The sequence below is a fragment of the Rhodococcus sp. NPDC019050 genome (assembly GCF_055664235.1).
The window spans coordinates 82,609-102,716 of sequence record NZ_JBVOON010000001.1; the positions used below are offsets into that span (position 1 = coordinate 82,609).

22 protein-coding genes are annotated in these 20,108 nt (G+C 67.9%); 8 read left to right on the top strand and 14 right to left on the bottom strand.

Going from position 1 to position 20,108, the window contains the following annotated elements; translation table 11 throughout:
- Positions 1–35: 35 nt before the first annotated feature.
- Both AC0B44_RS00375 and AC0B44_RS00380 read right to left on the bottom strand, forming a co-directional pair.
- Positions 36–995: an HpcH/HpaI aldolase/citrate lyase family protein gene (locus tag AC0B44_RS00375; RefSeq protein ID WP_471900961.1), complete on the bottom strand. Its 960-nt coding sequence runs from the start codon at positions 993–995 to the stop codon at positions 36–38.
- Between the two features lie 200 nt (positions 996–1,195).
- The gene (locus AC0B44_RS00380) at positions 1,196–1,651 is read right to left on the bottom strand and encodes a DUF4383 domain-containing protein (RefSeq protein ID WP_471900962.1); all 456 of its coding nucleotides are present in this window, start codon (positions 1,649–1,651) and stop codon (positions 1,196–1,198) included.
- 266 nt (positions 1,652–1,917) lie between these two features.
- Here AC0B44_RS00380 and AC0B44_RS00385 point away from each other — a divergent pair, with 266 nt between their 5' ends.
- The 5 genes from AC0B44_RS00385 to AC0B44_RS00405 all read left to right on the top strand — a co-directional run bounded on the left by AC0B44_RS00385 (position 1,918) and on the right by AC0B44_RS00405 (position 7,022).
- The gene (locus AC0B44_RS00385; RefSeq protein ID WP_471900963.1) at positions 1,918–3,192 is read left to right on the top strand and encodes a magnesium transporter MgtE N-terminal domain-containing protein; all 1,275 of its coding nucleotides are present in this window, start codon (positions 1,918–1,920) and stop codon (positions 3,190–3,192) included.
- Complete coding sequence (locus tag AC0B44_RS00390; RefSeq protein WP_471900964.1) at positions 3,185–3,709, top strand: DUF1003 domain-containing protein; 525 nt, start codon at positions 3,185–3,187, stop codon at positions 3,707–3,709. The genes AC0B44_RS00385 and AC0B44_RS00390 overlap by 8 nt, the downstream gene beginning before the upstream one ends.
- Before the next feature lie 91 nt (positions 3,710–3,800).
- Complete coding sequence (locus AC0B44_RS00395; protein ID WP_471900965.1) at positions 3,801–4,757, top strand: lysozyme family protein; 957 nt, start codon at positions 3,801–3,803, stop codon at positions 4,755–4,757.
- A gap of 236 nt (positions 4,758–4,993) precedes the next feature.
- Entirely contained in the window at positions 4,994–5,863 is an 870-nt protein-coding gene (locus AC0B44_RS00400; protein WP_471900966.1) for a lytic transglycosylase domain-containing protein, read from the top strand.
- A gap of 25 nt (positions 5,864–5,888) precedes the next feature.
- A complete protein-coding gene (locus tag AC0B44_RS00405; RefSeq protein ID WP_471900967.1) occupies positions 5,889–7,022 on the top strand; it encodes an Mrp/NBP35 family ATP-binding protein in 1,134 nt (377 codons plus the stop codon).
- 73 nt (positions 7,023–7,095) lie between these two features.
- Here AC0B44_RS00405 and tatB read toward each other — a convergent pair whose 3' ends face one another.
- From tatB to sigE, 4 genes are all read right to left on the bottom strand, one after another.
- Positions 7,096–7,503 carry a Sec-independent protein translocase protein TatB gene (tatB, locus tag AC0B44_RS00410; protein WP_471900968.1) on the bottom strand — a complete coding sequence of 136 codons (408 nt, stop codon included), beginning with the start codon at positions 7,501–7,503 and terminating at the stop codon, positions 7,096–7,098.
- Positions 7,504–7,586: 83 nt separating this feature from the next.
- Entirely contained in the window at positions 7,587–9,140 is a 1,554-nt protein-coding gene (locus AC0B44_RS00415; RefSeq protein ID WP_471900969.1) for a S1C family serine protease, read from the bottom strand.
- Between the two features lie 115 nt (positions 9,141–9,255).
- Positions 9,256–9,630 (bottom strand): zf-HC2 domain-containing protein, encoded by a 375-nt coding sequence (locus AC0B44_RS00420; RefSeq protein WP_471900970.1) that lies wholly within the window; start codon positions 9,628–9,630, stop codon positions 9,256–9,258.
- 16 nt (positions 9,631–9,646) lie between these two features.
- A complete protein-coding gene (sigE, locus tag AC0B44_RS00425) occupies positions 9,647–10,279 on the bottom strand; it encodes an RNA polymerase sigma factor SigE (protein ID WP_471900971.1) in 633 nt (210 codons plus the stop codon).
- Between the two features lie 281 nt (positions 10,280–10,560).
- Between sigE and AC0B44_RS00430 the strand changes: the two genes are divergently transcribed.
- Positions 10,561–11,196 (top strand): O-methyltransferase, encoded by a 636-nt coding sequence (locus AC0B44_RS00430; RefSeq protein ID WP_471900972.1) that lies wholly within the window; start codon positions 10,561–10,563, stop codon positions 11,194–11,196.
- 6 nt (positions 11,197–11,202) lie between these two features.
- Here AC0B44_RS00430 and glgC read toward each other — a convergent pair whose 3' ends face one another.
- Complete coding sequence (gene glgC, locus AC0B44_RS00435) at positions 11,203–12,417, bottom strand: glucose-1-phosphate adenylyltransferase (RefSeq protein WP_471900973.1); 1,215 nt, start codon at positions 12,415–12,417, stop codon at positions 11,203–11,205.
- A 134-nt stretch (positions 12,418–12,551) separates the two neighbouring features.
- Here glgC and AC0B44_RS00440 point away from each other — a divergent pair, with 134 nt between their 5' ends.
- Positions 12,552–12,890, top strand: coding sequence for a metal-sensitive transcriptional regulator (locus AC0B44_RS00440; RefSeq protein WP_471900974.1), 339 nt, complete (start codon positions 12,552–12,554; stop codon positions 12,888–12,890).
- Positions 12,891–12,955: 65 nt separating this feature from the next.
- Positions 12,956–14,128: a glycogen synthase gene (glgA, locus tag AC0B44_RS00445; protein ID WP_471900975.1), complete on the top strand. Its 1,173-nt coding sequence runs from the start codon at positions 12,956–12,958 to the stop codon at positions 14,126–14,128.
- Here glgA and AC0B44_RS00450 read toward each other — a convergent pair.
- From AC0B44_RS00450 to AC0B44_RS00480, 7 genes are all read right to left on the bottom strand, one after another.
- A complete protein-coding gene (locus AC0B44_RS00450; RefSeq protein WP_471900976.1) occupies positions 14,115–15,002 on the bottom strand; it encodes a putative RNA methyltransferase in 888 nt (295 codons plus the stop codon). The genes glgA and AC0B44_RS00450 overlap by 14 nt on opposite strands.
- An 85-nt stretch (positions 15,003–15,087) precedes the next feature.
- Complete coding sequence (locus AC0B44_RS00455; protein ID WP_006554284.1) at positions 15,088–15,255, bottom strand: DUF3117 domain-containing protein; 168 nt, start codon at positions 15,253–15,255, stop codon at positions 15,088–15,090.
- A gap of 97 nt (positions 15,256–15,352) precedes the next feature.
- The gene (locus tag AC0B44_RS00460; protein WP_471900977.1) at positions 15,353–15,976 is read right to left on the bottom strand and encodes a DNA-3-methyladenine glycosylase I; all 624 of its coding nucleotides are present in this window, start codon (positions 15,974–15,976) and stop codon (positions 15,353–15,355) included.
- Positions 15,973–16,419, bottom strand: a complete 447-nt coding sequence (locus tag AC0B44_RS00465) for a DivIVA domain-containing protein (RefSeq protein WP_471900978.1) — start codon at positions 16,417–16,419, stop codon at positions 15,973–15,975. Before AC0B44_RS00465 ends, AC0B44_RS00460 begins: the two co-directional genes overlap by 4 nt.
- Positions 16,420–16,477: 58 nt before the next feature.
- Entirely contained in the window at positions 16,478–17,395 is a 918-nt protein-coding gene (locus AC0B44_RS00470; protein ID WP_471900979.1) for a glucosyl-3-phosphoglycerate synthase, read from the bottom strand.
- Entirely contained in the window at positions 17,392–18,333 is a 942-nt protein-coding gene (gene folP, locus AC0B44_RS00475) for a dihydropteroate synthase (RefSeq protein WP_378527320.1), read from the bottom strand. The genes AC0B44_RS00470 and folP overlap by 4 nt, the downstream gene beginning before the upstream one ends.
- Positions 18,334–18,385: 52 nt before the next feature.
- Positions 18,386–20,101, bottom strand: a complete 1,716-nt coding sequence (locus tag AC0B44_RS00480) for a long-chain-acyl-CoA synthetase (RefSeq protein WP_471901350.1) — start codon at positions 20,099–20,101, stop codon at positions 18,386–18,388.
- Positions 20,102–20,108 lie beyond the last annotated feature (7 nt).

The window sequence follows — 20,108 nt, forward strand, 5'->3', positions numbered from 1 at the left end:
CCATTCTGCCCGGAGCCGGTGGATGAACACGACTACTACGAGCGGGGAGGCTCGAACGACTCGGTCCGCGACATCCCTGCCGCCCGCCCCTTCGCCGAGATCACGAGTGCCATCTTGCGGCTGGCTTCGTCGATCATCTCGTCGCCCAGCATCGCCGCCCCGCGTGCTCCGCCCTCCGCGGAGGTGTGCCATTCGTACGCGTCGAGGATCATCTCGGCCTTGTCGTAGTCCTGCTGCCGTGGACTGAACACCTCGTTCGCGGCGTCGATCTGGCTGGGATGCAGCACCCATTTGCCGTCGAAGCCGAGCGCGGCGGTGCGCTGAGCCGACCGGCGGAAAGCGTCCACGTCCCGGATCTGGAGGTAGGGCCCGTCGATGGCCTGGAGTCCGTGGGCGCGTGCGGCCATGAGGATCGTCATGAGGATGTGGTGATACGCGTCGCCGCGGTCGTAACCGTCGGGCTGCTCCCCCACCACGAGCGTGCGCATGTTGATGCTCGCCATGAAATCCGCGGGACCGAAGACGAGGGTCTGCACCCGCGGACTCGCGGTGGCGATCGCGTCGATACTGGTCAGGCCGAGCGCGTTCTCGATCTGGGGTTCGATACCGATGCGGCCGACTTCGAGGCCGTGGGCCTTCTCCACCTGCGTCAGCAGGAGATCGAGGGCCTGAACATGGCTTGCGTCGGGAACCTTGGGGAGCAGAATCGCATCGAGGTTCGCACCCGCGCCGCCGACGACGGTCGCGACATCGAGGTACGTGGCCTCCGTCGTCCAGTCGTTGACGCGGACCACCTTGATCTGGTCGCCCCAGCCGTCTTCGTTCAGCGCCTCGACGATCGTCGTGCGGGCCTCTGCCTTGGCGAGGGGCGAGACGGCGTCTTCCAGATCGAGGAAGATTTCGTCTGCGGGGAGTCCTTTGGCCTTGTCGATCATCTTCCGGCTGCTGCCGGGAACCGCCAGCACCGACCGGCGGGGCCTGTAGGAAAACGACATGACCGGACCGACCTCCATGTTGGGAAACAAACGACACCGCGGGCGGCGAGCCCGCGGTGTCGATCATGCCAGCGCCCGGGCACTCCGGCGTTCGGGACCGCGACCGCGCGGTTGGTTCTGAACGTCCTGCCGGTGCCGGTCGCATCGGCGAGAGCATCAGCGGGCCGACCTCGGTGTCGGCCCGCCGTTGTGCCCGCGCGTTATGCCGTGCGTCGGCCTACGGTGCTTCGGCCACGCGACAGCAACACCCCGAGGGCGATCATCGCGACCGCCAGCACGAAGTGCAGCCAATCGTCCGCGGTGTTGAGCGGAACGAAGTTCGCCGAGCTGTCCTTGTCGATCAGCAGGCCGTAGATCCACAGGACGGCGTAGATGACGCCGCCACCGATGAGATACGCCTTGGCGCCGGAGATGGTACGGCCCATCACCAGCCCGGCGACACCGAAGAGCAGGTGGACGATGTTGTGGAGGATGGAAACTTCGAAGATGCCGAGCAGCATTGCGCCGGAATGATGCCCGGCGAAGGTCATGGTGTCGTAGTCGGTGGTGACTCCCGGGATGAACCCCAGAATTCCGACCAGGAGAAACACCACCCCGAATACCATCGAGGCGAGCTGAATCGGCGTCCGATCCGCCCCCATTACGCGTTCTGCCATGGTCGTCCTTTCTCGATCACGCTGGAATGAGATGTGCAAGGGCTACCCCACGTCCGCAGTATGAAACCGGCTATCCGTTTCGGTTTCGCCGTCTGTGCCGGCGCACCGGGAACCGGGGCGACGATGCGTACGATGACTACGGTTCATGCGGGTCACTGCGTACATCCGTCTGCGGTGGCCGAGAGGCCCTGGACGGTGTGTCCACACCGCTCGGGGCCGCTTTTATGCTGACTCCGTGCGGCACCGAAACGGTAGGGAGTGACCTCTTGGCAGCAGTGAGCAAGGTATTCGTGGCCAGGCTCACGGGCCTGGTGGTCCTGGGACCCGACGGGGAATCGGTCGGTCGCGTGCGCGACGTCGTCCTCACCATCCGGGTCGGCCGTCAGCCACCACGGGTTCTGGGACTCGTCGTGGAACTGCCGACGCGGAAACGAATCTTCGTTCCCATGCTGCGGGTGACCGCGATCGAACCGGGATCGGTGACGCTGGTGACCGGCAACGTGAGTCTTCGCCGTTTCACGCAGCGCCCGTCCGAGGTGCTCGCCCTGGCACAGGTGCTCGATTCGAAGGTGCGCGTCGAAGATCCGGAACTGCCGGATCTGATGGGCGTGGACACCGTCGTGGTGGACCTCGGCATCGAACTCACACGCACCCGGGACTGGGTGGTCGCGCGAGTCGCGGTGCGCCGGCAGCGCGGTCGGCTCGCGCGGCGGGCCCCGATCCACATCGTGGAATGGCCACACGTACACGGCCTCACCCAGCAGGCTCTGGCGATGCCCGGACAGGGTGTCGCGCAACTGCTCATGCAGTTCGAGGACATGCGGCCCGCCGACGTCGCCAATTCCCTGCGCGATCTGCCGGCGAAGCGGCGCACCGAGGTCGCAGTCGCGCTCGACGACGAACGGCTTGCCGACATCGTCCAGGAACTCCCCTCGGACGACCAGACGGAACTGCTCACCGAACTGGGCGTCGACCGTGCGGTTTCCGTTCTCGAAGCCATGGATCCCGACGACGCCGCCGACCTCCTCGGCGAGTTGCCCGAGACGGACGCCGAGTCGTTCCTGCAGCGGATGGACCCGGAGGACTCCGAACCGGTGCGGCGACTGCTCGAGCACTCCCCCGACACCGCCGGCGGTCTGATGACCCCCGAACCGGTGGTGCTCAGTCCCGCCACGACGGTCGCCGAAGCGCTCGCCCGGGCGCGGCATCCGGACCTGACTCCCGCGCTGGCGTCGATGATGTTCGTCGTGCGGCCGCCCACCGCGACCCCAACGGGCAAATATCTCGGCTGCGTCCATCTGCAACGATTGCTGCGCGAGCCACCCGCGACACTGATCGGCGGCATCATCGACAACGATCTGCCGCGTCTGGATCCCGGCGACGCGCTGACGACCGTCACCCGATACTTCGCGACCTACAACCTGGTGTGCGGGCCGGTTGTCGACGACGAGCAGCACCTGCTCGGGGCGGTGAGCGTGGACGACGTGCTCGACCACCTGCTGCCCGAGGACTGGCGTGACGAGGAGACCGAGGATGAGTGACCGACTCTCGCAGGGCCGATCGCGCCTCGAGACACCGCAGTCGTCCCGGTTCCGGTGGAACTTCGACGTGGAGGCAGTAGGACGGGTCAGCGAACGCGTCGCGCGTTTCCTCGGCACCGGGCGGTATCTGGCGATCCAGACCATTTTCGTGGTGGTGTGGATCGCCCTCAACATGACCGCCCTCGTCGGGCGGTGGGACCCCTACCCGTTCATCCTGCTCAATCTCGCGTTCTCGACCCAGGCTGCGTATGCCGCACCGCTGATCCTTCTGGCTCAGAACCGTCAGGAGAACCGCGACCGGGTCTCGCTGGAGGAGGACCGGGCGCGCGCGGAACAGACAAAGGCGGACACGGAGTTCCTCGCTCGTGAACTCGCTGCTCTGCGCCTCGCCGTCGGTGAGGTGGCGACCCGCGACTACCTGCGACGCGAACTCGACGATCTCAGGTCGTTGCTGGTCGACGAAGACGACGACGAGGCGGGATCCGGCTCCGGAAAGGGTCGTGCACCGCGGCGCTGATACCCGGAATTACCCATGAGCCGACCCGGGTCTGTAACGTTCGTCACAACAAGAAGCGATGTGGCACACGGACACACAAGGGGGCGGTCGGGTGCGATGGACAGCGGCATTGGCGGTTCCGGTGATCGTGGCGGCCGGGTTCGCCGCGACGGCCTCGTCGGCGATACCGATCGTCGACGAACCGATGCCGGAGAATACCGCTGCGTCGCTGGACGTTCCGGCCACGGCAGCAGTGGGCGTGCTACCTGCCGAACCGGCGTCGCCGATCGATTTCCGCACCCCCGCAGAACCGTCCGACCCGGCATTACAGCGCCCACCCGCACCGGCGGGGGCAGCCGAAGCGTCGATCTTCGGTGAGGGCCCCGCGGCAATCCCGGAACTCGTCTACTACGCGTACCGGGCCGCGGAGATGCAGATGGCCGTGGACAATCCGGAATGCGGAGTGCCGTGGAACCTGCTCGCCGCCATCGGCCGCGTCGCCTCACAGCACGCCGACGGGGGCCGCACCGACATTCTCGGCACGCTGACCGCCCCCAAGATCGCACCCGACGGGGCGCTCGGCCCCATGCTCCTTCCCGCCGGCGCGTGGGAAGAACACCGGGCCGACGGAAACGCGGACGGCACCGAAGACCCGCAGAATGTCTTCGACGCGACCCTGGCCGCGAGCGCCTGGATGTGCGCGACCGGTGTACCGGTGCGCGAACCCGACGGAGAGGCACGCGCGGTCGCGCTGTTCGACGGTTCGCCGGAGTTTCTCGCGAACGTCCGCGAGTGGTCGGCCACGTACGCGAAGGGCGCCGAAGTCGCCGAGGCCGCAATGGCGCCGCCGCCCGCGCGGCCCGTCCCGGCAGCATCCGATATCGCCGCGCCGGCCCCCGCCCTGGCCGTGCCCGGCTCTCCACAGCCCGGTCCGGCGACACCCGACGCGTCCGAACGTCCCGGCGTCGAAGGCGTGGAGATCGACATCCCGGCGCTGCCGGCTGTGCCGTTGCCGACGCTGCCCGAGTTGCCGACGGTGCCGTGTCTCGTTCCCGCGTTCTGCGAGTGAACATCTGAGCCGGACCGGCCTTCCGGTACCCGTGGTTCGACACGCCGCACCCGGGGTGACGGCCGTCACAATTCCGTAACCGCTTCGTGGCCTTATCGGGGCAAATACTCATCGTCCGGCCTCAAACCACGCGTTACATCACGTTTAAATAACGGAACGGCTACAAGCCGTGTACTGTCGGCCCCGGTAAATAACGGAGGCATCTCGGGTTCGAGATTCGCCCGAGGGAGGTACGAGTGGGCCGGCACGCAAGACCGACGGATTCCAAAATTCGCCGCAATTCAGTGATCGCAATGACAGGCCTGGTTCCGGTCGGCCTCGTAGCGGCTGCCGCATCCACTGCCGGCGCGTCACCGCGAGCCCTGCTCGGAATCCACCAGGACTCCCAGGCCACGACCCTCGGCAACGCAGTTCCCGAGACTCTCCCGTCGGTTCCCGAAGCCGTCGCCGTGGCGCAGTCGATCATGCTCGAGCCTGCTCCGGCACCGGCGCTCGCACCGAAATCCTCGTTCCAGGGCGAAGCTCCGACCGAAGCGAAGGTGCTCACCGAGGGACCTCTCGGCATCCCCGCCATCAACTTCGACGCCTACCGCAACGCCGAACGCATCCTCTCCGAGGAGAACCCCGGCTGCGGCATGTACTGGACGCTGCTCGCCGGTATCGGCAAGGTCGAATCCGGTCATGCCAACGGCGGTCAGGCCGATGCGAAGGGCGATCTCTTCGAGCCCGTGATCGGACTGCCTCTCAACGGCAGCCTCCCCGGCCAGGCGACCATCACCGACACCGACGGCGGAGTTCTCGACGGCGACGCCGTCTACGACCGTGCGGTGGGACCCATGCAGTTCATCCCCACCACGTGGAACCAGTACGCCGGCGACGGCAACGGCGACGGGGTCTCCGACCCCCAGAACCTCTACGACTCCACGCTGACGACCGCGCGGTACCTGTGCGACGGCGGACTCGACATGCGCAACCTCGGGCACGCGAGCAAAGCGATCCACCGGTACAACAACTCCATGGCCTACGTCGCGAACGTGTTTGCGTGGTCGGCGGCCTACTCGACCGGCATCACACCGAGTCCGGCCGACCTGCCGCGCATCCACTGAGTGGCACCCACCTACCATGGGCGTCATGGCAGTCAGTGAGTCCGACGTCCGCAGTGCGCTCGCCCGGGTACAGGATCCCGAGATCCGGAAACCCATCACCGATCTCGGCATGGTCAAGAGCATCGAGATCCGCGACGACAGCAGCGTCGATATCGAGGTGTACCTGACCACCTCGGGATGCCCGATGCGCACCGAGATCTCCGATCGCGTCACCAAGGCCGTCGCCGACGTCGCGGGGGTCGGCCCGGTCCGCGTCACCCTCGACGTGATGAGCGACGAACAGCGCACCGAGCTACGCAAGTCCCTCCGCGGCGATTCCGCCGAACCCGTGATTCCGTTCGCCCAGCCCGGTTCCCTGACGCGCGTGTACGCGGTCGCGTCCGGTAAGGGTGGCGTCGGCAAGTCGTCGGTCACCGTCAATCTCGCAGCGTCGCTGGCCGCACGCGGCCTGTCGGTGGGTGTTCTCGACGCCGACATCTACGGGCACTCGATCCCGCGCATGCTCGGCACCTCCGCCAAGCCCACGCAGGTCGAGCGCATGATCATGCCGCCGATCGCGCACGACGTGAAGATGATCTCGATCGCGCAGTTCACCGAAGGCAACACGCCCGTCGTGTGGCGCGGCCCGATGCTGCACCGCGCACTCCAGCAGTTCCTCGCCGACGTCTTCTGGGGCGACCTCGACGTGCTCCTGCTCGACCTGCCCCCGGGCACCGGCGACGTCGCGATCTCGGTGGCACAGCTGATTCCGAGCGCCGAGATCCTGGTCGTGACGACCCCGCAGCAAGCGGCCGCCGAGGTGGCCGAACGGGCCGGCTCGATCGCGTTGCAGACCCGTCAGCGCATCGCCGGCGTGGTCGAGAACATGTCGTGGCTCGAGTTGCCGGACGGCACGCGGATGGATGTGTTCGGAACGGGCGGCGGACAGGCCGTCGCAGAGCGTCTCTCCCGTGCCGTGGGCGCGCCGGTGCCCCTGCTGGGCCAGATTCCACTCGACCCGGCGATCCGTGAATCCGGTGACGCCGGCACTCCGATCGTGTTGTCGGCACCGGAGTCGGCGCCGGCGGTAGCGCTGTCCGAGATCGCGGACAAGCTCGCGGTGCGTAAGCGTGGACTGGCCGGCATGTCGCTGGGAATCGACACCACACGGCACCTCTGATCCGAACGAAACACGGCCGCCGCAACTGATGTTGCGGCGACCGTGGTGGTTCGGGCCGAGTGGGCTGGGTGCGTTATGTGGCGTCGGGATCGATCGGGGGTTTCTCGTCGCGTCCGAGCGGCTTCGACAAGTCCTTCGAAAGGTTCGGAGCCGACGGCGACGAGCCGTTGGACGGCGCGCCCGGCTTCGAACCCAAGTCGTCGAACACGGAGCTGTCACCGTCGAGCAGATGCTTGGTGATGACCGCCTTGGGCGTCATGCCCCGGAGTTGGTTGAGCTCTGCGAGCGGTTGCCGGAAGTCGTCGAACTCCGGGCCCAGTTCTTCCTTCAACTGATCCCGCGCGCCCGACGCGTAGTCGCGCACCTGCCGCAGTGACCTGGTCACCCAGGAGACAGCGCCGGGCAGCCTCTCGGGACCGAGCACCACGAGGGCCGCCACGAGCAGGACTACGAATTCACCCCAACCGATATTGCCGAACACGGGGTCAAGACTACGTGTTCCCTGCCGGAATTCAGCGCGAGCGGACCCAAGTCACACCGGGTGCACGGCAGGAGGCGGGACGGTCAGTCCGATTCCGGGGTGACTTCGATGTCGACGATCCGCCCGCTCCGGACGATCTGAACCGTGACGGGCTGATCGATCTCCTGCGCATGCACCGCGACGACCAACTCGTCGGCGGTGGTGACTTCGCGGTCGCCGACCCGCACGATCACGTCGCCTTCGACGATTCCGGCACGCTGAGCAGGGCTGTTGCTCTGCACGTTCGCAACCTCCGCGCCGCTCGCCACATCGTTGACGACCGAACGGGCGTTGACGCCGATCTCAGGATGGCGCATCTCGCCGTTGCGGATGAGTTCGCCCGCCACTTCGGTCACGTCGTCGATGGGGATCGCGAAACCGAGACCGACGGAGCCGCCGGTCTCGGACTTGATGGCGGAGTTGATGCCGATGACGCGCCCCTCGATGTCGACGAGCGGACCACCGGAATTGCCCGGGTTGATCGAGGCGTCGGTCTGCACCGCGTCGATGACGGCGTCCGTGTCGGTGCCCTGCCCGTTCAGCCGCATGGGACGGTGCAGCGCGCTGACGATGCCCCGGGTGACGGTCTTGCTCAGGCCGAGCGGGGATCCGACGGCCACCACGTCCTCACCGACCTGGACGTCCTCGGATCGTCCGAGTTCGGCAACAACCAGGTTGTCCACGTCCTTGACCGCGAGTACGGCCAGATCCGTCTTGATGTCGCGTCCGACCACCGACGCCGGCACCTTGGTTCCGTCGTCGAAGGTGACCTGGACCTTCGCGTCGGGGTTCGTCGCCGCCATGGAGATGACGTGATTGTTGGTGACGATGTAACCGGCGCCGTCGATGACGACACCAGAGCCCGTGCCGGCCTGGTCGCCCATGGTGACCTGAATCGACACCACCGACGGCAGCACCGCATCGGCGACGCGAGCCACTGTTCCGGCGGGCACGTCGTCGTCTGCTCCGACCTGCGAGAGGGACACGCTGCGACTGGTGAGCGATCCGGTGTCGGATGTCGCGACCGCGACGGCGAGTCCGCCCACCACCGCGATCACGAGGGCGAGCGCGGCGAGCGATGCCAGAGCGCGCGGCTCGACGCGGCGGTCGAACAGCACTTCACGCAGAGTCAGTTTCCGTGCGGGCGGGAGGTCTTCCTCGTCGTCCGATTCGAGGGGCCCACCGAGCCGCACTGCCGAGTCGGGATCGCGCCACGGATCGGAGGGACCCGGATCGTCGCCGGAGTCGTCCGCGGGCATCGAGGGGGGCCGCTGGAGGGTTTCGTCCGCTTCGTCGGGCCGCCCGTACGCCTCGGCGAGGATCGCGTCGGTCGGCGGGGCGTGCCGGATCTCGGGGTCGAATTCGCCCGCGCGGGGTGCAGCGCCGAATGCGCCGTCGGTGCCGGCCGGTCGGCCGAAGACACGCTCCGCAGCCGGATCGACGCGGGGCCGGTACACCGGCCGCGGATCGAGACGCGGCGCGTCGGCGGGACGCGCAATGGCGCCGTTCGACTCGTCCTGTCGTCCGTCCGAGGCGTCCGGCAGCCCGGTGCCGTCGCTCTTGCGTCGGCCGTTGTGCTCCACAGAATCCGCGGTCACGCGCACCCGTCTCCCCCGTGTAGGTCCGTCACACAGCCCAGTATCACCGATGGCCTCGGATGCACTGTGATCGCCCGGTTCCCGACCGGCCGGACTGCGGCGACGTGCCGGTCGGTCACCGCCTGCGACGGATCGCCCACCGACGTGCCGCGAACCACGCCTCGGACTGTGCCGTGGCGAGGTCGTCCGACCGCGCGGTGCCCTGGGTGCGGTCCGCACCGGGGGTATCGAAGAGATGGCTGGGGATGCTGCAGAGTGCGCCGCGGAGAGAACTCGACATTTCGGGGGCGTTCTCGGCGGCGGCGCGCAAGGCCCTGCGCGCCTGCTGCTGCGCCTCGACTTCCGCCGCGCATTCGGCGCATTCCGCCAGGTGCTGCGCAGCGCGAAGGTACGGGGCCATCCGGAGTTCGCCGTCGACGTACGCGGCAACCGCCTCGCTCGCCAAGTGCTCCGTCGAACCGAACCTGCGAGGTGGCTGCACCATCGTCATCAAAACCTCCCGGCGGCTACTCCGCATCGACGCGAACGAATTCGGCCTTTCCATTCTCGCGCAGGTACTCGCGGAGTGCCTGGCGACCTCGGTGGATGCGACTGCGCACCGTCCCGAGCTTCACCCCCAGTGTGGCACCGATCTCTTCGTAGGACAGACCTTCGATGTCACAGAGCACCACCGCGGCGCGATACTCCGGACCGAGCGAATCCAGGGCGGACTGCAGGTCGGCGCCGAGTCGCGCGTCGTGGTAGATCTCCTCGGGGTTCGGCCCTTGGGCCGGTACCCGATCGTAGTCCTCCGGCAGCGCTTCCATCCGGATGCGGTTCCGGCGACGCACCATGTCGAGGAAAAGGTTGGTCGTGATGCGGTGCAGCCAACCCTCGAAGGTGCCGGGCTGGTAGTCCTGCAGCGAACGGAAGACACGGATGAACGTGTCCTGGGTGAGGTCTTCGGCGTCCTGCGCGTTACCCGAGAGCCGGTACGCGAGGCGGTAGACGCGGTCGCCGTGCTCGCGGACGAGTTCGTCCCATGACGGCATGGACGCACGATCTCCGGTCGCGTCGAACACCGCGGTGCCGCTCAGGTCTTCCAAGGGGGCTTCGTCGGAACGGACGGCGGGCGGGAGATCGTTGCGGGATTCGGGCATGTGGATCGCTGGATCCTCCTCTTCGGGACCGCTGCGCGGAACATCGGTAGAAACTTCAACATTCGGACCCCAGGGTTTGTTCCCTGCCACACCGGGTCCTGCTGCCCTCCACCGAAGCGCCGTGTCCTGCCGGCCTTCGACTTCGTGGCCTCAGTCTTTCCTATCGATATGTGCTCGCAGTGTGAGTTACCTGAAACGAACCTGAGAAAACATCACCACATCCTCGCCCACATCTGCGAGCCTGCCCGCACAAACATCGCGGCGCGGATAGCCTCGACCTCGTGCATACCGATGCAGATCGCATTTTGACCCACGCGGAGAACATCGTCGTCGAGGACGAACAGCTCGACGTCGCCCGGGAACGCGCCGAGGACCTCGGCGCGGAGCCCGTGTCCCCGTCGGTCGGCGCTGCCCTCGCCATGTTCGCGCGCATGCTCGACGCGAAGACCGTGGTGGAGATCGGCACGGGCGCCGGAGTGAGCGGTCTGTGGTTGTTGCACGGCCTGCGCGAGGACGGTGTCCTCACGACCATCGACAGTGAACCCGAACATCAGCGTGCTGCCAAGCTCGCCTTCCGGGATGCCGGTGTGATCGCCTCCCGCACCCGTCTCATCAACGGCCGCGCGCTCGACGTGCTGCCGCGACTGGCCGACTCCGGCTACGACATGGTCTTCGTCGACGCGACCCCCTCCGATCACCCGCACTACGTGCGCGAAGGCGTGCGCCTGCTGCGACCGGGCGGGGTGATCGTGCTGCACAACGCGCTGCTCGGCGGCCGCGTCGCCGACCCGTCGGCACGCGACTCGACCGTGCTGGCGGTACGAGAGGCAGCCCGGGCGGTGTCCGACGACGAGCGTCTCGCTCCCGTCGTGCTGCCCCTCGGGGACGGGCTCCTCTGCGCGGTTCGCCTCAGCTGAACCGCGTCAGATCCAGACGCCCTTGCCGATGGCGACGACGCCGCCACCGCTGACGGCGAACCGCTGACGGTCGCGTTCGAGATCGACGCCGATGATCTCGCCGTCCCCCACCACGACGTTCTTGTCGAGGATCGCTCGCCGCACGACCGCGCCCTTGCCGATCCGCACACCCGGCATCAGCACGCTGCCCTCGACCGTGGCGCCGTCTTCGACCATGACGTTCGAACTGAGCACCGAATTGCGGACGGTTGCGGCCGAGAGGATGCTGCCCGCACCCACGATCGACTCCTGGGCGAGGCCGCCCTGCACGAACTTCGCGGGCGGCAGGTTCTCCGCGGCCCCGCGGATGGGCCAGCGCCGGTTGTAGAGGTTGAAGATCGGGTGGACCGACACCAGGTCCATGTGGGCGTCGTAGAACGCGTCGAGCGTCCCGACGTCGCGCCAGTAGGCCCGGTCGCGTTCGGTCGCACCGGGTACGACGTTGTCGTTGAAGTCGTAGACGTGCGCGACGCCGTCGGCGACGAGGGCGGGAATGATGTCGCCGCCCATGTCGTGATCGGAGTCGGGGTTCTCGGAGTCCGCACGCAGCGCCTCGACGAGCACCTTCGTGGAGAACACGTAGTTGCCCATGGAAGCGAAGGTGACGTTGGGGTCGTCGGGGGTGCCGGGCGGGTGCGCGGGCTTTTCGAGGAACTGGGTGATGCGGCCCTGCTCGTCGCTGTCGATGCACCCGAAGGCGACGGCTTCGCTGCGAGGAACCCGGATGCCCGCGACCGTGACGCCGGCACCCGACTCGATGTGCTGACGCACCATCTGCTCGGGGTCCATCCGGTACACGTGGTCCGCGCCGAACACCACGATGTACTCGGGGTCCTCGTCGTAGACCAGGTTGAGCGATTGCAGGATCGCGTCGGCGCTGCCGGTGTACCAGCGCGGGCCGAGGCGCTGCTGCGCCGGCACCGGGGTGATGTACTCCCCGGTGAAGCCCGAGAGTCGCCAGGTCTGGGAGATGTGGCGGTCGAGCGAATGCGACTTGTACTGCGTCAGTACGCAGATGCGCAGGTAACCGGCGTTGACCAGGTTGCTGAGCACGAAGTCGATCAGGCGATATGCGCCCCCGAAGGGCACTGCCGGTTTCGCACGGTCTGCGGTCAGAGGGTAAAGACGCTTACCCTCGCCGCCGGCAAGCACGATTCCAAGCACATGTGGCTGGCTCCTCACATGCCCAACCTATCGGGCGCCCCACACGGCCGCCAGCGAAGCGTGATCTCGGTCCCGTCCTGCCTGCCGTTCCGGGTCCCGCCACATCCTGTCCCACCAGGGTAGATACCCCACTGGGGTATAGAATCGGTGTTATGAACGACTCACTTCTCCCGGTGACCGAGACCACCGACGATTCCGGCGCGTGCCACACCCACGGATACCTCGGCGACAAGAAGAAGTACCTCGCCCGCGTCAAGCGGATCGAAGGGCAGGCCCGGGGCATCCACCGCATGGTGGACGAGGAGCAGTACTGCATCGACATCCTCACCCAGATCGCCGCGTTGACCAGTGCGCTCGAAGGCCTCGCCCTCGAACTGCTCGACGATCACCTGCGGCATTGCGTGGTCGACGCCGCGAAACGCGGAGGCGAGGAGGGCGAGGCGAAACTCGCCGAGGCATCGGCTGCGATCGCCCGACTCGTGCGGTCCTGAGACCCGTTCGCGCCCAGGGACGGACCGGATTGGCTGTAACCCGGACCGCCCGATAGTTTGAGGCGATGCAGGTGGCGATGATGACCCGGGAATATCCGCCGGAAGTGTACGGCGGTGCCGGCGTTCACGTCACCGAGCTCGTCGCGCAACTCCGGAGACTGTGCACGGTGGACGTGCACTGCATGGGCGCACCGCGCGACACCGCGACGGTCCACGTGCCCGACCCGGCGCTCGAAGGTGCCAACGCGGCCCTCACGACACTGTCGGCGGAACTGCGCATGGCGCACGCCGCCGCGGGGGTCGACGTCGTCCACTCCCACACGTGGTACTCCGGTCTCGCCGGACATCTCGCCGCGGAACTGTACGACGTGCCGCACGTATTGACGGCGCACTCCCTCGAGCCGCGGCGGCCGTGGAAGGCAGAGCAGCTCGGCGGCGGTTACCGGATCTCGTCGTGGTCCGAACGCAACGCCGTGCAGTACGCCGACGCGATCATCGCGGTGAGCGAAGGCATGCGGCTCGACGTCCTCGACGCCTACCCGTTCGTCGATCCCGCCCGCGTCCACGTGGTGCGCAACGGCATCGACACGACGACGTGGCATCCCGGGCCTGCCGAGGCCGGGAGCGAGTCCGCTCTGGAGCGCATCGGGGTCGATCCCGATCGCCCGATCGTCGCCTTCGTCGGGCGGATCACGCGGCAGAAGGGCGTCGGACACCTGATCGCCGCCGCGCACCACCTCGACCCGGACATCCAGCTGGTGTTGTGTGCCGGCGCCCCCGACACGCCGGAGATCGCCGCCGACACCGAACGCGCCGTTGCCGAACTGCAGGCGGCGCGCGGCAACGTCTACTGGGTCCGGGAGATGCTTCCCGTCGAATCGATCCGGGAAATCCTTTCGGCCGCGCGCGTGTTCGTGTGCCCGTCCGTCTACGAGCCGCTCGGCATCGTCAACCTCGAAGCGATGGCCTGTGAGACCGCCGTGGTCGCGTCCGACGTGGGCGGCATCCCGGAGGTCGTACAGGACGGCGTGACGGGCGTGCTGGTGCACTACGACTCGTACCAGCCGCAGGCGTACGAACAGGCCCTGGCAGCGGCGCTCAACGAGGTTGCCGGCGACGCGGCGCGCGCCGCCGAGTACGGCCGCGCAGGCCGCGACCGCGCGATCTCGGAGTTCTCCTGGGCGCAGATAGCCCGGCAGACCCTCTCGGTCTACCAGGAAGTGGTCAACCGCCGCTGACTGCGGAGTTGCCGTCGGGCGCAGCGGGGGCGACGTCGGCCCGTCGCGTCCAGGTCGAGACCACGACGGACACGGTGACCTCGAACGGGTCCGGGAGTGCGGCGAGCAATCGGGTGCGTTCCGCAGGGGTCAGGTGATGAGCGGACGGGCCCATGCCCGCCAGTTGCTCGAGCGCGGGACGCGGCAGCACCGCGGTGAACTGCACCGGCGTGCGCGCCGTTCGCTCGAACAAGCCCGACAGCGCCGCCGACAACCGTTCGGTCTTGCGATCGTCGACGCTGACCATCCCCGGAAGCGACACGAGTTCACGCAGGTGTTCCGTGGTGGGCGACGCGACGACGAGCACACCGCCGGGCGTGAGGACACGGTGGCTCTCGGCCGCGTTCCGGGGCGCGAACACAGACAGCACGTGGGTGAGCGATCCCGACCGCACCGGTAGCTGACGCCACACGTCGGCGAGCACCGAGCCCGCGCGCGGGTGAGCGCGGGCGATGCGTCGAACCGCGGGCTTGGAAACGTCGAGTCCTATTCCGCGGGCACCGGGCAGGGCGTCGAGGACTGTCTGGAGGTACTGGCCGGTCCCAGCCCCGACCTCGAGGATGCGGGGGTCGTCGTCCGGCGCAGTACCGCACGCCGAGGCCACCGCGTCGCGGATGGCGTCGTAGTAGCCGGCGCCCAGGAAATCGGCACGCGCTGCGATCATCTCGGCGGTGTCGCCCGTGAACGGGGTTGCGGTGCCGGTGAGCAGCGAGACGTAACCCTGCCGGGCCACGTCGAAGTTGTGGCCGAATTCGCACAGCACGGCGGAACCGTCGAGTTCCATCGCGCTGTCGCAGTGCGGGCAGGCGAGGAGGTCGATCACGGTATCGAGCACGGGAACTCCTCACCCGCTCCCGGTGCGGACAGCTCCGGGCCCCGCGCGCCGAGGAGCGCGGGGCCCGGGTTGCCCGAGGGGCCGATCAGCTGGTGACACTCTTGAGTTCGTCGCCGAGTGCCGCAGCCTCTTCCGGCGTGAGCTCGACGACCAGACGTCCGCCGCCCTCGAGTGGAACCCTCATGACGATTCCTCGTCCCTCTTTGGTTGCTTCGAGGGGACCGTCCCCGGTCCGGGGCTTCATGGCCGCCATCCTCTGCTCCCTCCAAATCTGCACCCGACCGCCGGGCGCGTGGGTTACCGTGTGGTTGCACCACCGATATCGGTGGTGCGCGCCATCCCATTCTTCCCTATTGCGGATTGCGTCGGGTAGCTGACTCCGCAGTAAGGCCCGGTCGCGCCCCGTCGAGGGCTTTCGCAACCCAGCACTCGGCGAGATGATCGTCGACCATTCCGGTGGCTTGCATGAGCGCATATGCAGTGGTGGGGCCCACAAAACGTAGTCCGAGGCGCTTCAGCTCTCGAGCCATCGCCGTCGACTCCTCCGTCACCGCCGGAACGAATTCGAGACTTTTCGGACGTCGCGCGCGCCGCGCGGGTGCGAACGACCACAGCAGGGTGTCGAGGTCGGTGGGCAGCTCCAGAATCGCCTGCGCGTTCGCGATCGTGGCTTCGATCTTGCGGCGGTTCCGGATGATGCCCGCATCTCCGAGCAACCGCTGCACGTCCGCCTCCGTGAAGCGCGCGACAGCGTCGACGTCGAAGCCCGCGAAGGCCTCGCGGAACGCCGGGCGCTTGCGCAGGATCGTCAGCCAGGACAGGCCCGACTGGAACGCCTCGAGCGCGATCCGTTCGAAGAGTGCGTCGCGGCCGTGCAGCTCGCGTCCCCACTCCGTGTCGTGATAGTCGCGGTAGATCGTGGTTCCCGGACGGTCCACCGCCCACGGGCACCGCACGAGTCCGTCGTCGGTCACGGCGCCTCCGGGCCCTCGACAGGAGACTTCTCGGCGGCGGGAGGATCGACGATGCGGACTTCCTCCGTGGCCGCCTCCGCGTCGGGCTCGCTCGCTCCGGTGCCCACGGCGTCGTCGTCGGGAGCGGCAACCGGACCGGGGAGCGTGGCCCGGTCGGGATCGTCGCCGGTCCGCGCGAGTTCGGCGCGCAGTTCGTCGATCTCCCGGGCCAGCCGGTCGAGTGCCCAGTCGACCTCGCTCATCTTGTAGCCCCGCCACGTCTGCTGGAAGCGGAGGTCGCGCACGTCGGTACCGGCGACGTCGGTGGCCGGAAGCACCGTTGCTGTCGTGCCGGGCGGGATCGGTGCCAGAACCTCGCTCCGGCCGAACACCGACGACGCGATGAGGAACAGCACGGCGCCGACGACCACCATGACGACCACGTACAGAAGAACCGTCACCATGCACCGATCTTGGCACGGCCCGCCGACGTCATCGACGTCGACGGGCCGGGACGGAAGATCAGCGGGTGAGAGTGCTCATCGGCGGGCGGTCCTCGAGGTTCACCTCGGTGTCGAACGACACGAACGACTCGCCCTCCACCAGGAACTGGGTCAACGGTGCCCCCGAATCGGGGATCCCGCACCGGCCGAGCATCGTGCCGACGATCTGGCGGCTCATCGCCCCCAGTTCGGACAGCGGACGGTTGCGGTGTTTCCGCACGCCGAGGTTGACCTGCGCGATCGCGTTCAGGCCGAGGCGGTCGTAGGTGTCGAGCAGCAGCCCGATCTCGACGCCGTAGCCCGGCGCGAACGGCACCGCTTCGAGGAGTTCCCGGGTGCCGGCGTATTCACCGCCGAGCGGTTGGAGCACACAGGTCAGCTCGGGTCGCAGGGCCGCGAGGAGCGGCCGGGCCACCAGTTCGGTGACGCGTCCTCCGCCGTTCGAGTCTTCTCCCCCGCGAACCCGGAGGGGACGACGGTAGTAGCCCTTCACGAGGTGGATGCCGTCGCCGAGCAGGAGCGGACCGAGCAGTTTCGGTACGAACGCCGGATCCGGATTGATGAGGTCCGAATCGACGAAGGCGATGATGTCACCGGACGTGCCGGCGAGCGATCGCCACAGCACTTCGCCCTTGCCCGGTGCCGGGGCCAGTCCGGGTACCGCTTCCTCGCGTGAGACCACGCGGGCTCCCGCGGCGCGCGCACGGGCGGCGGTCTCGTCGGTCGATCCGGAATCGAGCACCACGAGTTCGTCCACGAGCCCGCCGAGCAGCGGGTAGATGGTGTCGATCACGCCCGCGACGGTTTCCTGCTCGTCGAGCGCGGGCAGCACCACGGTCACGGTGCGGCCTGCCTTCGCCTGTTCGAGTTCGCCGACGGTCCAGGTCGGCTGGTCCCAGCTGTTCGCCTCGGTCCAGATGCGAGTCGGTGCGCTCATGCCAGCCCCCTCACTGTGCGGGCCGGCGGACGTGTGCCCGCGATCGCCGCCACCATATCGACCACCCGGCGGGTGGCCGCGACCTCGTGTACCCGGAACATTCTCGCTCCTGCTGCTGCGGCCAATGCTGTCGCTGCCAAGGTGCCCTCCAACCGGTCTTCGAGTTCGACACCAAGAGTCTCGCCTACGAAGTCCTTATTGCTCAGTGCCATAAGCACAGGCCACCCGCTGTTTACAAGAACTTCCACGCCACGCAACAGAGCGAGCCCGTGATAGGTGTTTTTCCCGAAATCGTGGGTGGGATCGATGAGGATCGAATCGGTTGCCACGCCCGCGCGGGCCGCGTTCTCGGCCGCGGTGACCACTTCCTCCGCCACCTGCCCGACGACGTCCCGGTAGCGGACCCGGTGCGGCCGGGTCCGCGGGATCGCGCCTCCCGTGTGCGAACACACGATGCCCACGCCGAGTTCGGCGGCGACCTCGACGAGTTGCGGGTCGGCTCCGGCCCACGTGTCGTTGACGAGGTCGGCTCCTTCGGCGACCGCGCGCCGCGCCACCTCGCTACGCCACGTGTCGACGCTGATGAGCACGTCCGGGTACCGCTCCCGGATCGCCGCGACGAAGGGAACGACGCGGCGGACTTCCTCTGCGGTGTCGACGACCTCCCCCGGCCCGGCCTTCACACCGCCGATATCGACGAGATCGGCACCCTCGGCGACGGCCCGGTCCACGGCGGCGAGCGCCGCGTCGTCGCTGAAGGTGGCTCCGCGGTCGTAGAAGGAGTCCGGGGTGCGGTTGACGATCGCCATGACGAGCGCCCGGTCGGTGGCGACCGGGCGCCCGCACAGGGTCGGCGGTACCGGCCCGGGAGGGGCCGGGAGGTCGTGGCCGGGCGTGACGGGCGGATGCTCGGAGGTGTCGATAGCGGAGCCGCTCATGCCTTCATCCTGACACGGGCGCAGATTCCGGCCGGTCGGCGTCCGCTCCGGCTCAGGGCTTCGGCAGGTCTCCCCGCGCCACGCCGTCGACGTATCCCTCGAAGATCGGCGCGAAGCCCTCGCTCTTGCTCGCGAGGACGTACAGGTCGTCCGACCCGATTTCGCTGTATCCCTGCTCGCGCAGATCCACCTTGCGGCTCTTGAACGTGGTCGTGTACTCGAGTTCCTCGACGACACGGACGAACAACGGCACCGCGTAGCCCGGCAGGCTGCTGTGCAGGGACTCTGACAGAGAGCCGCCGTCGAACTCGACGCCGTCCTTCAGCGTCACGGCCGCCATTCCGGCGCGTCCGTCCGTGCCGGGCACCTCGACGCCGTACACGACCACGCCGGAGATCGATTCGTGCGCGGAGATCGCGCCCTCGACCTGGGTGGTCGCGACGTTCTCCCCCTTCCACCGGAAGGTGTCGCCGAGCCGGTCGACGAACGCGACGTGCATGTATCCCTGGCTCCGGACGAGGTCGCCGGTGTCGAACCACACGTCACCGTCGTCGAACCCGTCACGGACGAGCTTGGATTCGGTGGCGTCGGGGTCGGTGTACCCGTCGAACGGGGAACGGTCGGTGATCTTCGCGAGCAGGAGCCCGACCTCGCCGCGCCCGACGCGAACGAGTCGTCCGTTCGCATCTCGCCGGGCCGTACCGGTTTCCGGGTCGTACTCGACGACCGCGTACGGCAGGGGGCACACACCGGCGGTACGCGGCTGGTTGAGTGCGTTGATGAAGGCGATGTTGCATTCGCTCGCACCGTAGAACTCCGCGACCCGGTCGATTCCGAAGCGCTCGGTGAATTCGTCCCAGATCTCGGCGCGGAGACCGTTGCCGACCATGAGCCGGATGTTGTGGTCACGATCGCCGGGGCGCTCGGGCTGACCGAGCAGATACCGGCAGAACTCACCGATGTAGATGAAGGCCGTCGCCTTGTTGCGCTCGGCGTCCTCCCAGAGCTTCGACGCCGAGAACTTCTTGCCCAGGGCGAAGGTCGCACCCGAGCCGAGCACCGACGACAGCGCGACCGTCAGGGCGTTGTTGTGGTAGAGCGGCAGGCAGCAGTAGAGAGTGTCGTTGCGGCGCAACCGCACACCGAGGCTGCCCAGCCCGGACATGGACTTGAGCCAGCGGAAGTGGGACATCCGGCTCGCCTTGGGCAAGCCGGTGGTTCCGGAAGTGAAGATGTAGTACGCGATCTCGGACGCCGAGAGCGTCTCCGTCACTGCCGGGTTCGCCGAGTCGGCATCCGCGGCGAGCGCGTCGAGTTCCGCGAGACGCATCACCGAACCGGCCTGTGGTTCGGAGTCGAGCGTCTCGAGGGCCTCCTCGCATTCCTCGTCGACCACCAGGACCCGGCTGTCGAGCAGCGACAGGCTGTGCTCGAGGACTTCGCCGCGCTGGTTGTTGTTGAGCATGCCGGCGGCGGCACCGAGTTTGACGGTGGCCAGCGCCAGGAGGAGTGCCTCGGGCTTGTTCTCCATGAGGATGGCCACGACGTCTCCGGTGCGGACCCCCTGTGCCGTCAGCACGGATGCGTAACGGTTCACCCGGGCGTTGGCCTCGCCGTAACTGAGGGTCTCGCCTTCGAACCGGAGGAACGGATGCTCGGGCCGGCGCGCGGCCAGTTTCTGGAAAACCGATCCGATCGTCTGCCGCGCTGTGGGCTTCCGGGTCATTCCGGCCGCGCCGCGCAACATGCTCGGCAGGTCGGGCAGCATCCCGGGC

Coding starts and splice junctions, on each gene's coding strand:
- folP (WP_378527320.1), bottom strand. CDS start 18,333: ATGAGCGGCTCCGCTATCGACACCTCCGAGCATCCGCCCGTCACGCCC.
- AC0B44_RS00440 (WP_471900974.1), top strand. CDS start 12,552: ATGAACGACTCACTTCTCCCGGTGACCGAGACCACCGACGATTCCGGC.
- AC0B44_RS00375 (WP_471900961.1), bottom strand. CDS start 995: ATGTCGTTTTCCTACAGGCCCCGCCGGTCGGTGCTGGCGGTTCCCGGC.
- AC0B44_RS00465 (WP_471900978.1), bottom strand. CDS start 16,419: ATGGTGACGGTTCTTCTGTACGTGGTCGTCATGGTGGTCGTCGGCGCC.
- sigE (WP_471900971.1), bottom strand. CDS start 10,279: ATGCCCGAATCCCGCAACGATCTCCCGCCCGCCGTCCGTTCCGACGAA.
- glgA (WP_471900975.1), top strand. CDS start 12,956: ATGCAGGTGGCGATGATGACCCGGGAATATCCGCCGGAAGTGTACGGC.
- AC0B44_RS00420 (WP_471900970.1), bottom strand. CDS start 9,630: ATGACGATGGTGCAGCCACCTCGCAGGTTCGGTTCGACGGAGCACTTG.
- AC0B44_RS00390 (WP_471900964.1), top strand. CDS start 3,185: ATGAGTGACCGACTCTCGCAGGGCCGATCGCGCCTCGAGACACCGCAG.
- AC0B44_RS00405 (WP_471900967.1), top strand. CDS start 5,889: ATGGCAGTCAGTGAGTCCGACGTCCGCAGTGCGCTCGCCCGGGTACAG.
- AC0B44_RS00455 (WP_006554284.1), bottom strand. CDS start 15,255: ATGGCGGCCATGAAGCCCCGGACCGGGGACGGTCCCCTCGAAGCAACC.
- AC0B44_RS00480 (WP_471901350.1), bottom strand. CDS start 20,101: ATGCTGCCCGACCTGCCGAGCATGTTGCGCGGCGCGGCCGGAATGACC.
- AC0B44_RS00380 (WP_471900962.1), bottom strand. CDS start 1,651: ATGGCAGAACGCGTAATGGGGGCGGATCGGACGCCGATTCAGCTCGCC.
- AC0B44_RS00470 (WP_471900979.1), bottom strand. CDS start 17,395: ATGAGCGCACCGACTCGCATCTGGACCGAGGCGAACAGCTGGGACCAG.